This is a genomic window from Isoptericola sp. NPDC057191, from assembly GCF_042670225.1.
Lineage (GTDB): Bacteria > Actinomycetota > Actinomycetes > Actinomycetales > Cellulomonadaceae > Isoptericola.
In genome coordinates this window covers 1-12,470 of record NZ_JBHUWC010000120.1, presented here as the reverse complement: position 1 = coordinate 12,470, position 12,470 = coordinate 1, and the positions used below count along the sequence as shown (strand labels likewise).

Genomic DNA, 12,470 nt, shown 5'->3' with positions numbered 1-12,470 from the left:
CCCCGAGAGATCTCGGGGCCCTTCGCCGTGCCGGGAACGGGTCAGCTGGACGACGTCGACAGGGAGCCGTCGGAGCTGAACACGAGGCCGAGGGTGATCTCGCCCTTCTGCAGCGCCGCCTTGGTCAGCGGGCCGCCGGCGTCGAGCGAGCGGAACTCGGAGAACGTCAGGCCGTACGTGTCCTCGAGGCCCGGCTTGCAGAACGGGCGCTCGGTGCACTCGGGCCCCGCGCCGAGGACCAGGCCGCCGCAGGCCTCGGAGAGGTCGCTGAGCGTGGTCAGGTCGTGCTCCTGCGCGAACGCCTGCGTGACGGCGAACGCGTTCTGGTCCTGGGCGGGCGACGGCGTGCCGAACGCGAGCCCGGCCTGCTTGCCGAGGTCCGTGAGCGCCGAGACGGTCGAGTCCAGGTCACCGGAGGCGAGCGGCTCGGCGTCCGCACCGTTGAGGTCCTTGTTGAGGAACTCGGTCAGCGTGCCCACGTACTCGGGCACCATCTGCACCTGCTTGCCCTTCAGCAGGGCCGGCAGGTACGTCTCGCGGTTGCCGATCGTGGTGACGGTCGCGTCGTAGCCCGCGCTCTTCAGCACGTCGGCGTAGATGTTCCCGAGCGTGGCGCTCTCGGCGAAGTCGGCCGCGCCGATCGCGACGGTCGTGCCCTTGCCGGCCGAGTCGTCGTCTGCCGCCAGGCCGGCGTCCTGGACGAACGTGGCGGCGACGTCCTCCGACGTCTGGCGGTCGATGTCGACCGACTTGTTCAGCCCGATCAGGGTGTCCGTGTCGAGCGCCGCGGACACGGTGTCGAGCAGCGGGATCAGGTCCGGGTCCTGCGCGGCGAGGTCGGCGTTCACCGCGGGGACGATGTTGTCGACCGTCTGCAGCTTCTTGTCGTCCTCGAGCACCACGAGCGCGTCGCCCGGGACGGCCTCGCAGGTCGCGGCGGCGCCCGACGCGGTGGACGTCGATCCGCCGCCCCCCGCCGAGCCAGGGTCGCCGCAGGCGGCGAGCAGCCCCGTCGCGCCGACGACGGCGGCCAGCGCGGCCGTCGTGCGTCGCAGGGTGATCGTGCGGTGGGAGGTCATCGTGCGCTCCGTCCGTGGGAAGTACCAGGTGGATGAGAGTGGATGAGAGGAGATGAGGCGGTGGAAGGGGTGAACCGGCCTATTCGACCGCGAGGGTCGGCGGCAGGCAACCGGTTTGGCTCGCGGGAGCCGTCAGCGCCGTGCTGCGGCGCGGAGGGGTTTGGGCGTGACGAGTCGTTGCACGACGGCGAACACGCCGTCCAGGACCAGGGCGAGCAGCGCGACCAGGACGCCGCCGGCGAGCACCTGCCCGTACCGCTGCGTCCCCATCCCGAGCGCGATGATCTGCCCGAGACCGCCGCCGCCGGCGAGCGCCGCCAGCGGCACCGTGGCGCTGACCTGCACGACGGCGGTGCGCACGCCCGCTGCGACGAGGGCCGTGGCCAGCGGGAGCTCGACGCGCGTGAGCACCTGCCGGCCCGGCATGCCGAGGCCGATCGCGGCGTCGCGTGCGGAGGGGTCCGCGCCACGCACGCCCTCGTACGTGTTGACCAGGAGCACCGGCACGGCGAAGAGCGCGGCGGCCACGATCGTGGCGCCGTCGCCGAAGAGGCCCGCGGTGGCGAGGAGCAGGATGATGCCGAGGGTCGGGACGGCTCGGCTGGCGTTGGTCAGCCAGACGGTCACGCCGCCGCCGCGTCGGCCGTGGCCCAGGGCCGCGCCGACCGGCAGCGCGACCACGGCGGCGACCAGCACCGCCGCGGCGGTGAGCGCCAGGTGCTCGCGGCCGAGCTCGAGGATGCCGCCGGGCCCCGTCCAGCTCAGGGGGTCGTTGAGGTAGGCGATCGCCTCGCCGACGACGCCGGTGCCCTCGGCCGTGACCGTGGGGACGGCCGCGGCGCTCATGCGGCCCTCCCGCGCAGCCACGGTGTGAGGGCGCGGCCGGCGGCCCACAGCACGAGGTCGAGGACGAGGGCGAGCAGGACGCAGGCGAGGGTCGCCGTCATGATCTCCGCACGGTAGAAGTTGTTGCGGAAGCCCTGGAACATCAGCTGCCCGAGCCCGCCGTAACCGACCACGACCCCCACGGTGACGAGCGCGACCGTCGTGACGGTGGCCAGGCGCAGGCCGGCGACGATGCTGGGCAGCGCGTTCGGCAGCCGGACCCGCGCCAGGACCTGGAGCGGCCCGTGCCCGACGCCGCGCGCCGCGTCGACCGCCGCCGGGTCCACGCCGTCGAGGCCGGTCACCGTGTTGCGCAGGATGACCAGCAGCGCGTACAGCACCAGGCCGAGGAGCACGGGCTGGCGGCCGATCCCCATGATCGGCGCGAGGATCGCGAACAGCGCCAGCGACGGGACCGTGTAGAGGATCGCCGCGGTGCCGAGCAGGGGGCCGGCCAGCCAGCGGACCCGCGAGGCGAGCAGCCCGAGCGGCACCGCGATCACCGCGGCGATCGCGACCGCCTCGACGGTGAGCAGGGCGTGCTCCGTCGTGCGCGCCCACAGGACGTCGGCGTTCGCGGTCACGTACGACCAGGAGAACCACGGGTTGTCCGCAGCCGTCCCGGCAGCGCTGATGACCATGGGAAAGACCGTAGCGGGCACCGGGGACACCCGGCGGGCGGTCGCCCCGGCGCGCCGCGGGCCGGGGTGGGGGATGCGCTCGATAGCCTCGCAGCCATGCCTGCCCTCGCCACCGCGCCCGCCCGGCTGTCCGCCGGCATCGAGCTCGACGCCGTCCGCAAGGCCTACCCGGACGGCACCGTCGCGGTGGACGGGCTGAGCCTCACGGTCGAGCCAGGGGAGGTGCTCGCGCTCGTCGGGCCGTCCGGCTGCGGCAAGTCGACCACCCTGCGCATGATCAACCGCCTCGTCGAGATCACCTCCGGCCGCGTGCTGGTCGACGGCGAGGACGTCATGAAGGTGGACCCGGTGGCCCTGCGCCGCCGTACCGGGTACGTCATCCAGGACGTGGGCCTGCTGCCGCACCGCACCGTCGAGGCGAACGTGGCGACCGTGCCGCGCCTGCTCGGCTGGGACCGGCAGCGGGTGCGCGACCGGGTCGCCGAGGTGCTCGACCTCGTGGGCCTCCCGGCGCGGGAGTACGGGCGCCGCTACCCCCACCAGCTCTCCGGCGGCGAGCGGCAGCGCGTCGGGGTGGCGCGGGCGCTCGCCACCGACCCCCCGGTGCTGCTCATGGACGAACCGTTCGGTGCCGTCGACCCCGAGCGCCGCCGGGACCTGCAGAACCAGGTCTCGCGCATCCTGGCCGAGGTCGGGTCCACCGTCGTGCTGGTCACGCACGACGTCGACGAGGCGGTCCGGCTCGGCGACCGGGTGGCGGTGCTCTCGCGCGGCGGCCACCTGGAGCAGGTCGCGTCGCCGCTGACCGTGCTCGCGCACCCTGCCTCGGACCGCGTGCGCGACTTCGTCGGCGCCGGCGCCCACCAGCGGATGCTGGCGCTCGCCCAGGTGCGGCGGGCCGACCTGGAGGACGCGTCCCTCGTCGTGCAGCCCGCACCGCGCGCCGTGCCCCTGGGCGCGAGCCTCGCGGAGGCGTTCGAGGCGGTCGCCGCGCTGCCGACGTCGTCCCAGGGGAGGGTCCCGGTCGTGGACGACCAGGACGTCGTCGTCGGGTCGCTCACCGCGGCAGGCATCCTCGGCGGGCTGCGCCGCGCGGCCGACGCCGCGGCGCCCGCGGCGTCCCCGGCAGACCGGACGGACCCGGCGCACTAGGCTCGCCGCGTGACCTCGACGCGCATCGGCCTCGCCACCTGCTCCGCCCTGCCCCGGCTCGACAGCGACGACCGGCCGCTCCTCGCCGCGCTCACGGAGCGCGGCGTCGTGGCCGAGGCCGTCGTCTGGGACGACCCGGACGTGGACTGGTCGGTGTACGACCTCGTCGTCGTGCGCTCGACCTGGGACTACTCGCCCCGCCGCGACGAGTTCCTCGCCTGGGCCGCGGGCGTGCCGCGCCTCGAGAACCCGGTCGACGTCCTGCGCTGGAACACCGACAAGGGTTACCTGCGCATCCTCGAGGAGGCGGGCGTGCCCGTCATCCCGACGATCTGGCTCGACCCCGCACGGCACCTGTCCAAGCGCGCGGTCCACACGCGCATGCCGGCCTTCGGCGACTTCGTGGTCAAGCCGGTGGTCAGCGCGGGCGCGCAGGACACGGGGCGCTACCAGCCCGTCTCCGCGCAGTCCCGGGCGCTGGCGATCAAGCACGCCGTGGACCTGCTCGACGGTGGCCGAGCGGTGATGATCCAGCCCTACGTCACGTCGGTGGACACCGCGGGCGAGACCGGTCTCGTGTTCGTGGACGGCGAGCTGCGCCACGCGGTGCGCAAGCACGCGCTGCTCACCGGGCCGGCGCAGACCTCCGACGCGCTGTACGCGGCGGAGCAGATGGCGCCCGCGACGGCGACGCCCGACCAGGTCGACGCGGCGGAGAAGGCGCTGGCCGTGGCGCGCGAGCACGTCGGCGGCGAACGGCCGTTCCTCTACGCCCGCGTCGACCTGGTGACGGGCGACGACGGCGGCCCGATGGTCATCGAGCTCGAGCTCGCGGAGCCGTCGCTGTGGATGCAGCACTCGGGGGCGGCAGCGACGCTGGACGCGTTCGCCGACGCGATCCTCGCGCGCGCCTGAGCCGACAGGGGCTCGACACAGCACGAGGCCCCCGTCACGTCCAGGGACGCGGCGGGGGCCTCGCGGGTGGGGTGGCTAACCGGGCTTGAACCGGCGACCTCCTGGACCACAACCAGGCGCTCTACCGACTGAGCTATAGCCACCATGACCGGACGCGTGCGCACCGGCCGACCAGAACTATACCTGGTCCGGGGGGCAGGTCAGGACCTCGCGGGCCGGCGGGTGACGGACGTCTCGCGGATCCGCTCCGCGACGCCGCGCGCGGTCCTCGTGTCCGGGCCGGGCTGCGGCACGAACAGGGCCTCGCGGTAGTACCGCAGCTCGTCGATGCTCTCGAGGATGTCCGCGAGCGCCCGGTGGCCACCCTCCTTCTTGGGGGCGGCGAAGTACACGCGCGGGTACCAGCGGCGCGCGAGCTCCTTGATCGAGGACACGTCGACGATCCGGTAGTGCAGGTGGCCCACGAGCTCGGCCATGTCCCGGTCGAGGAACATCTTGTCCGTGCCCACCGAGTTGCCGGCGAGCGGCGCCTTGCCCGGGTCGGGCACCCACTCGCGGACGTAGTCGAGCACGGCCCGCTCGGCCTCGGCGAGCGTCATGCCGGCCGGCAGCTCCTCGAGGAGGCCGGACGTCGTGTGCATCTCGCGCACGAAGTCGTTCATCTGCTCGAGTGCGGCGGCCGGCGGCGCGATGACGACGTCCACCCCCTCGCCGAGCACGTTCAGCTCGGAGTCGGTGACCACGGCGGCGACCTCGACGAGCGCGTCGGCGCGCAGGTCCAGGCCGGTCATCTCGCAGTCGATCCACACGATGCGTTCGTTCGGGTTAGCGGGGCTCACGAGGTCAGCCTACGGTCCGCCCGGCAGCGAGAAGGCTGCGCGGGGCCCGGAACGCGGCGAGGGCCCCGGTGCTCCGGACGGTTCGCTGGGGAACGGTCCGGGCCCCCGGGCCCTCGTGGTGGCGTCGTCTGCCGGTCTGGCGCCGGTCGACGGTCGCGCGTCGGGTGTCATGCGGTCAGCCAGTCGAACAGCCACCGGGCGATGCTGGTGTGCTGGCGGCGGGCGTGCGGCTGCGAGCGCAGCTTGTGCTGCTGCTGCAGTCGGTGGATGGTGCGTCGTCGCTCGGCGTCGTCGAGACGCTCGCGCTGGATGGCCTGCACGAGAAGCAGGCTGTCCGTGGAATACATGGTGATGGTTGTCCTTCGTGACGTGGGTCGTCGGTCCGGGCCAGGGACCACCCTGCGACCGGTGTCTGACCGGCCGCTCGTCACCGCGGTGCACGAGAGAGTCTGCCGGGCCGCACTCGGCCGCCGCACGCTTTTTTCCCAGGTCACGGGCAGGGATGCGGCCGGTCGCATCAACAGGTCGGTGATCAGGGATGCGCGCCATGGCGAAGGGCCGGCCCGCCCGACGTCGTCGCGGCGCTCCCAGGTGACATCGACCACGCTCGCTCGCGGGTCCAGATCGGTGCCCCCGGCAGGATTCGAACCCGCGACCCGGTCATTAGAAGTGACCCGCTCTATCCAACTGAGCTACGGAGGCAAGCGAGCAGAGTTTAGCCCAGCACACGCTGGGTCTGAGGGCGCCACGAGGAGGCACCCCGACGCGTGTGGCGGAGCACCCATCTACTAGTGTCGGACGATGGTGCAGCACCACACCAAGGACAAGGGCGACCTCGGCGTGGCAAAGGCCCATGCCGATCTCGTGAGCCAAGGCGCAGTCGTGCTCTTCCCGGCGACCGAACACGCACCGTTCGATCTGGTCGCGTACACGGACGGTGCTTTCTGCAGGCTCCAGGTGAAGTATCGCGCAGCGCGTGCCGGCGCCATCACGGTCCATTTCCGGTCCGTGTGGAACGATCGTCAGGGCACTCACGTCAAGCCTACGGACAAGGACACCATCGACGTCGTCTGCGTCTACTGTCCCGAGACGGACGAGTGCTACTACATCAAGCCAGGTGACTACGGAGCGTCGGTCACGCTCAGGGTCGCACCCACCAGGAACGGCCAACGCAGGGGCGTGCTCGACGCCGCCACGTTCCGTGGGCTGCCCGTTCCCGTTCCTCCTGCCTGACTTCGTGCGGCGCGCGCGTTTGGCACGGAACGCCCCAGCGGGAAGGATGTGCCCGTGACACCTTCCCTGGAAACCCGCGCCTCGCGCCGCGCCGCGAGCCGCAAGGACGCGGGGGCGAGCGAGGAGATCGGCGTCACCGTCCACGACGTCGCCCGCGACCTGCGTCGTGACGTCGCCGCCGTGGAGCTCCCGCTGCCGATCGACGGCGCCGAGGAGGCTGCGGCGTCCCGGGACCGGCTGCTGGCCCAGCTCGACGAGCACCTGCTGCCCCGGCTGAAGGAGCTGTCCTCGCCGGCCGTCGTCGTGGTGGCGGGGTCGACCGGGGCGGGCAAGTCCACCCTGTACAACTCGCTGCTCGGCGAGGCCGTCTCCGAGGCCGGGGTGCTGCGTCCCACGACGCGGGAGCCCGTGCTGGCCCACCACCCGGCGGATGCCGACGTGATGACGTCCGGGCCGGTCACCGAGCTGTCGCGCGTGGTGGCCCACGAGGGTGTGCCGCGCGGCACCGCCCTGCTGGACGCCCCCGACCTGGACTCCTTCGTGCAGCAGAACCGGTCCACGGCGCAGCAGCTGCTCGAGGCCGCCGACCTCTGGCTCTTCGTCACGACGGCCGCCCGCTACGGCGACGCCCTGCCGTGGCACGCGCTCGGCCGGGCGACCGAACGGGGAGCGTCCGTGGCGATGGTGCTCAACCGTGTGCCGAAGGAGACGCTCACCACGGTGCGCGGCGACCTCATGCAGCGCCTGCGCGAGCACGGCATGACCGACGTGCCGCTCTTCGTGATCCCGGACGTCGGTCCGCACGAGGGCATGCTCGACCCGGCGGTCGTGGCGCCCGTGCGTCGCTGGCTCTCCATGCTGGCGGGCCCGGACCGGTCGCGGGCCGTGGTCGTGCGGACCCTCAAGGGCGCGCTGGGGGCGCTTCCCGGGTGGGTCACGTCGCTCGCGGACGCGCTGGACGCGCAGCAGGAGGCGGCGCTCGTGCTCCGGCGCCGGGCGGAGGAGGAGATCCCGGCGGCCGAGCGGCTCGCCCGCGACGCCGTCGCCGCGGGTGTCGTGGCCGGGGCGTCCGTCGAGGCCCGGTGGCGCGAGCTCTCCGGCACCGCCGGCGTCGACCGTGTCAAGGTGCGCGGCGACCGCGCACGCAGCAGCCGCCGTGCCGGGCGGGCGCGCGAGGCGGCGCTCGACGGGCTGCGGTCCGACGTCGTCGACGCCGCGGCCCGCACGCTCGCGGCCTCGGGGGCCCGGGTCGAGGAGCGGCTGCGCGCCGTCCTCGCCGGGCCGGGCGCGCCCGCCGGCGGCGAGGCGGTGGTCCCCGACGGCGCCGCGCGCGCAGCGGCCCGCGAGGCGGACGTGCCCGGGCGCGTCGCGGGGTGGGCCGAGCACGCCGACACCCTTGTCACGGACCTGCTCGCCGGGTCGCCGACCGCGCGCGTCGAGGCTGCCGCGAAGGCGTTCGGGCCGCGGGGCCTGGCGACGCTGCTCCTGGCCTCCGCCGCCGGCAGCGATGACGCGGCCCGCCTCCTGGACCGGGTCCTCGGGGACGGGGCAGACGACCCCGTCTCCGCGCTGCGCGAGGACCTCGGCGACCGCGCGTCCGCCGTCGTCGACGCGGAGGTGCAGGCCGTGCTGGACCACATCGCGCCGTCCGAACCCGCCGACGACGCGGCCGCGGGGCTGCGCGTGCGACTCGCCGAGCTCAGGAGGCTGACATGACCGAGAGCCCGACCCACGACGCGACCCTGCGTGCCCGCACCGAGGACCTCGCCGAGGCGCTCGAGATCGCCGGTCCTCGCCTCGACGACGCGACCTCGACGCGCGTCACGGCCGCGGTGGAAGGCGTGCGCCAGCGGCTCGCGCTCGGTGTCGACCACACGGTGGTGGCGTTCGCGGGCGGCACCGGCTCGGGCAAGTCGAGCCTGTTCAACAAGGTGTCGCGGCTGAGCTTCGCCGACGTCGGCGTGAAGCGCCCCACGACGGCGCGGGTCACCGCCTGCTCGTGGTCCGACGACGCGGAGGCGCTGCTCGACTGGGTCGGGGTGGACCGCGAGCGGCGCATCACCCAGGGCGGCGAGCTCGACGGCGAGGACGAGGAGAAGCTCGCCGGGCTGGTGCTCCTCGACCTGCCGGACCACGACTCCGTCGAGCCGGCGCACCGGGACGTCGTGGACCGCGTGCTGCCGCTGGTCGACCTGCTGGTGTGGGTGGTGGACCCGCAGAAGTACGCGGACGACGCGCTGCACTCCGGCTACCTGCGCGACTCCGTCGGCTCGGAGTCGTCGATGGTCGTGCTGCTCAACCAGGTCGACACCGTGCCGGACACGCAGCGCGAGAACCTGCTCGCCGACCTGGCGCGCCTGCTCGAGGACGACGGTCTCACGGGCGTGTACGTGCAGGGCGTGTCCGCGCGTACCGGCGAGGGGATCGACCGGGTGCGGCGGATCCTCGAGGAGGCCTGCTCGCGGCGGTCCGTCGCCGCCGGGCGCGCGGCGGCGGAGCTCGACTCCGCGGCCCGCCTGCTCCTGGCGCAGACGCCCGCGGAGGTGCCGTGGCAGATGGGCCCGGCGGTGGAGCGCGAGCTGGACGCCCTCGTCGCCGCCACCGGGCTGGACGCCGTCGCCACGCAGGTGGGCAACGCCGTGCGCAACGGCTACGGCCGCCCCGAGGTCCCGCCGCCGGACCGCGACGCGGTCGCGCTGTCCCGGGCGCGCTGGCTCACCCGGGCGGGAGCGTCGCTGCGCCCGGGCTGGCAGCGCTCGCTCGCGGCGTCGGTCGCCGGGGCGGACCAGCTGCGCACGTCGGTCGCGGGCGCGTTGCGGGGGGTCGTGCTCGACACCCGCGGCCCGTCCTCGGCGCGCACGCTGCGCCGCACCGGGTGGGTGCTGGGCGGTCTTGCCGCGGTGGCGGCGGTGGTGGGCGTGCTCGCGCTGACCGGCGTGCTGGAGCTCGCCTCGCCGTGGCCTGGCGTCGTGCTCGGTGCGGCGGCCGTCCTCGCGGTCGCTGCCGTCGCCGTGGTGCTGGCCTCGGCCGCAGCGCGGCGCACGCTCGCACGCCGCCGGGAGCAGGCGGTGGCGACCGCCGGGCGCGCCGCACTGGAGCGCGTGCTGTCCGAGGGGCTCGGCGAGCCGACCCAGCGCCTGCTCGTCGAGCACCGCCGGGTGCGCGAGCTCGCGCAGGCAGCGACCGAGCTGCCGACGTCGCGGCCGCTCACCGGGTCCCTGAGGCTGCCCACAGGCGCCGAGCTCTCGGCGTCGTCCACAGACGCGCCCAGGCAGGGAACCAGCCGGACGTCGCGCGACTGATCCTGGGGGCACGCCGGCGTCCGCCGGCGCGGAGCCCAGGAGGAGCGCATGAACGAGGTCAGCATCACCGTCAACGGATTCGTCGGGACGAAACCCGCGCTGCACCGGTCGCCGAACGGCGTGGAGTGGACCACGTTCCGGGTCGCGAGCACGCGCCGGGTGCGCGACCCGCGCAACGGAGAGTGGTCGGACGGCCAGACGCTCTGGTTCACCGTGAAGTCCTTCCGCAGCGGGGCCCGGAACGTGGCGGAGTCCCTGGTGCAGGGGGACCCGGTGGTGGTGACCGGCCGGTTGTCCACCGAGGACTGGACGGACAAGGACGGCAACGACCGCTGGCAGCTCGTGATCGACGCGCAGGCCGTGGGCCCGGACGTGACGCGGGGCCTGGCGCGCTTCACGCGGGTCGTGGACCGGTCCGCGCCGGACGACGCGGCCGGGCAGGAGGGCGGCCCGTCGCTCGAGCCCGGGCCGCCGGACTCCGACCCGTGGGCCGCCGCGGCCGAGGGTCGAGGGCCGGACGACGAGGCCGTGGGGGAGCAGACCGGGGCCGAGGATCCCGTGCCGGTCGGCGTGTGAGGGCCCGGGTCGCGTAGGCTGGTGGACCGGCCGCCATGCCGGTCCTCCAGCGTGCCCGCTGGAGCCTTCGAATCCTCGACAGTCTTCGGATCGAATCCCCAATTCTCCGCGCGATCGAACGGTGGAAGCAGAGCCAGTGGCTGAGTTCATCTACTCCATGTACAAGGCGCGCAAGGCGCACGGCGACAAGGTCATCCTCGACGACGTGTCGCTGAACTTCCTGCCCGGCGCCAAGATCGGCGTCGTCGGCCCCAACGGCGCCGGCAAGTCGACGATCCTCAAGATCATGGCCGGCCTCGACCAGCCGTCGAACGGCGACGCCCGGCTGTCCCCGGGGTACACCGTCGGGATCCTGCTGCAGGAGCCCCCGCTGAACGACGACAAGACGGTGCTGGGCAACGTCGAGGAGGCGGTCGGCCCGATCAAGGCGAAGATCGACCGCTTCAACGAGATCTCCGCCCTCATGGCGGAGCCGGACGCCGACTTCGACTCCCTGCTCGCCGAGATGGGCACCCTGCAGGAGGAGATCGACGCCGCCGACGCGTGGGACCTCGACTCGCAGCTCGAGCAGGCGATGGACGCGCTGCGCTGCCCGCCGCCGGACGCCGACGTCAAGGTGCTCTCCGGCGGTGAGCGCCGTCGCGTCGCGCTGTGCAAGCTCCTGCTCGAGAAGCCGGACCTGCTGCTGCTCGACGAGCCGACCAACCACCTCGACGCCGAGTCGGTGCTGTGGCTCGAGCAGCACCTGGCGACCTACCCCGGCGCCGTCCTCGCCGTCACGCACGACCGGTACTTCCTCGACCACGTCGCGCAGTGGATCTGCGAGGTCGACCGCGGCCGTCTGTACCCGTACGAGGGCAACTACTCCACCTACCTGGAGAAGAAGCAGGCCCGCCTCGAGGTGCAGGGCAAGAAGGACGCCAAGCTCGCCAAGCGCCTGAAGGACGAGCTGGACTGGGTGCGTTCCAACGCGAAGGGCCGGCAGACGAAGTCGAAGGCCCGTCTGGCCCGCTACGAGGAGATGGCGGCGGAGGCCGAGCGGACGCGGAAGCTGGACTTCGAGGAGATCCAGATCCCCGCGGGCCCGCGTCTGGGCAGCGTCGTCCTCGAGGCGACCAACCTGCAGAAGGGTTTCGACGGGCGCCAGCTCATCGACGGTCTCAGCTTCACGCTGCCGCGCAACGGCATCGTCGGCGTCATCGGCCCGAACGGCGTCGGCAAGACGACGCTGTTCAAGACGATCGTGGGCCTGGAGCCGCTGGACGGTGGCGACCTCAAGGTCGGCGAGACCGTGAAGATCTCCTACGTCGACCAGTCGCGTGGCGGCATCGACCCGAAGAAGACGCTCTGGGAGGTCGTCTCCGACGGGCTCGACTTCATCAAGGTCGGCAACGTCGAGATCCCGTCCCGGGCCTACGTGGCGTCGTTCGGCTTCAAGGGCCCGGACCAGCAGAAGCCCGCGGGCGTGCTGTCCGGTGGTGAGCGCAACCGCCTCAACCTCGCCCTCACGCTCAAGCAGGGCGGCAACCTGCTGCTCCTGGACGAGCCGACCAACGACCTGGACGTCGAGACCCTCGGCTCCTTGGAGAACGCCCTGCTCGAGTTCCCGGGCTGCGCCGTCGTCGTCTCGCACGACCGCTGGTTCCTCGACCGGGTCGCGACCCACATCCTCGCCTACGAGGGCACCGAGGAGGACCCGGCGAACTGGTACTGGTTCGAGGGCAACTTCGCCTCGTACGAGGAGAACAAGGTCGAGCGCCTGGGCGCCGACGCCGCGCGCCCGCACCGCGTGACGTACCGCAAGCTCACGCGCGACTGACCTGCGTGCGCCACGACGCCCTCGGCACC

General features: G+C 73.4%; 12 protein-coding genes and 2 tRNA genes. 7 read left to right on the top strand and 7 right to left on the bottom strand.

The window, feature by feature from the left end; translation table 11 throughout:
• Positions 1 to 41 precede the first annotated feature (41 nt).
• From ACFT55_RS14365 to ACFT55_RS14355, 3 genes are all read right to left on the bottom strand, one after another.
• Positions 42 to 1,079, bottom strand: coding sequence for a glycine betaine ABC transporter substrate-binding protein (locus ACFT55_RS14365; protein ID WP_380244516.1), 1,038 nt, complete (start codon positions 1,077 to 1,079; stop codon positions 42 to 44).
• A gap of 132 nt (positions 1,080 to 1,211) precedes the next feature.
• Positions 1,212 to 1,925: an ABC transporter permease gene (locus ACFT55_RS14360; RefSeq protein ID WP_380244515.1), complete on the bottom strand. Its 714-nt coding sequence runs from the start codon at positions 1,923 to 1,925 to the stop codon at positions 1,212 to 1,214.
• Positions 1,922 to 2,605, bottom strand: coding sequence for an ABC transporter permease (locus ACFT55_RS14355; RefSeq protein WP_380244514.1), 684 nt, complete (start codon positions 2,603 to 2,605; stop codon positions 1,922 to 1,924). The genes ACFT55_RS14360 and ACFT55_RS14355 overlap by 4 nt, the downstream gene beginning before the upstream one ends.
• A gap of 96 nt (positions 2,606 to 2,701) precedes the next feature.
• On the opposite strand from ACFT55_RS14355, the gene ACFT55_RS14350 reads away from it, so the two are divergent.
• Together ACFT55_RS14350 and ACFT55_RS14345 are read left to right on the top strand one after the other, a co-directional pair.
• Positions 2,702 to 3,757: an ABC transporter ATP-binding protein gene (locus tag ACFT55_RS14350; protein ID WP_380244513.1), complete on the top strand. Its 1,056-nt coding sequence runs from the start codon at positions 2,702 to 2,704 to the stop codon at positions 3,755 to 3,757.
• A 9-nt stretch (positions 3,758 to 3,766) separates the two neighbouring features.
• Complete coding sequence (locus ACFT55_RS14345) at positions 3,767 to 4,672, top strand: RimK family alpha-L-glutamate ligase (RefSeq protein WP_380244512.1); 906 nt, start codon at positions 3,767 to 3,769, stop codon at positions 4,670 to 4,672.
• Between the two features lie 67 nt (positions 4,673 to 4,739).
• On the opposite strand, the gene ACFT55_RS14340 is transcribed toward ACFT55_RS14345, so the two are convergent.
• From ACFT55_RS14340 to ACFT55_RS14325, 4 genes are all read right to left on the bottom strand, one after another.
• Positions 4,740 to 4,815 (bottom strand) — tRNA-His (locus tag ACFT55_RS14340).
• A gap of 57 nt (positions 4,816 to 4,872) precedes the next feature.
• The gene (gene orn / locus ACFT55_RS14335) at positions 4,873 to 5,511 is read right to left on the bottom strand and encodes an oligoribonuclease (RefSeq protein ID WP_380244511.1); all 639 of its coding nucleotides are present in this window, start codon (positions 5,509 to 5,511) and stop codon (positions 4,873 to 4,875) included.
• Between the two features lie 167 nt (positions 5,512 to 5,678).
• The gene (locus ACFT55_RS14330) at positions 5,679 to 5,858 is read right to left on the bottom strand and encodes a hypothetical protein (RefSeq protein WP_380244510.1); all 180 of its coding nucleotides are present in this window, start codon (positions 5,856 to 5,858) and stop codon (positions 5,679 to 5,681) included.
• Positions 5,859 to 6,139: 281 nt separating this feature from the next.
• Positions 6,140 to 6,213: transfer RNA gene (locus ACFT55_RS14325), tRNA-Arg, on the bottom strand.
• A gap of 99 nt (positions 6,214 to 6,312) precedes the next feature.
• Here ACFT55_RS14325 and ACFT55_RS14320 point away from each other — a divergent pair.
• The 5 genes from ACFT55_RS14320 to ettA all read left to right on the top strand — a co-directional run bounded on the left by ACFT55_RS14320 (position 6,313) and on the right by ettA (position 12,441).
• The gene (locus ACFT55_RS14320) at positions 6,313 to 6,744 is read left to right on the top strand and encodes a group I intron-associated PD-(D/E)XK endonuclease (protein ID WP_380244509.1); all 432 of its coding nucleotides are present in this window, start codon (positions 6,313 to 6,315) and stop codon (positions 6,742 to 6,744) included.
• A gap of 54 nt (positions 6,745 to 6,798) precedes the next feature.
• Positions 6,799 to 8,460: a GTPase gene (locus ACFT55_RS14315; protein ID WP_380244508.1), complete on the top strand. Its 1,662-nt coding sequence runs from the start codon at positions 6,799 to 6,801 to the stop codon at positions 8,458 to 8,460.
• Entirely contained in the window at positions 8,457 to 10,046 is a 1,590-nt protein-coding gene (locus ACFT55_RS14310; RefSeq protein WP_380244507.1) for a GTPase, read from the top strand. The genes ACFT55_RS14315 and ACFT55_RS14310 overlap by 4 nt, the downstream gene beginning before the upstream one ends.
• Before the next feature lie 48 nt (positions 10,047 to 10,094).
• The gene (gene ssb, locus ACFT55_RS14305) at positions 10,095 to 10,622 is read left to right on the top strand and encodes a single-stranded DNA-binding protein (RefSeq protein ID WP_380244506.1); all 528 of its coding nucleotides are present in this window, start codon (positions 10,095 to 10,097) and stop codon (positions 10,620 to 10,622) included.
• Positions 10,623 to 10,758: 136 nt separating this feature from the next.
• A complete protein-coding gene (ettA, locus tag ACFT55_RS14300) occupies positions 10,759 to 12,441 on the top strand; it encodes an energy-dependent translational throttle protein EttA (protein WP_380244505.1) in 1,683 nt (560 codons plus the stop codon).
• Positions 12,442 to 12,470: the final 29 nt, after the last annotated feature.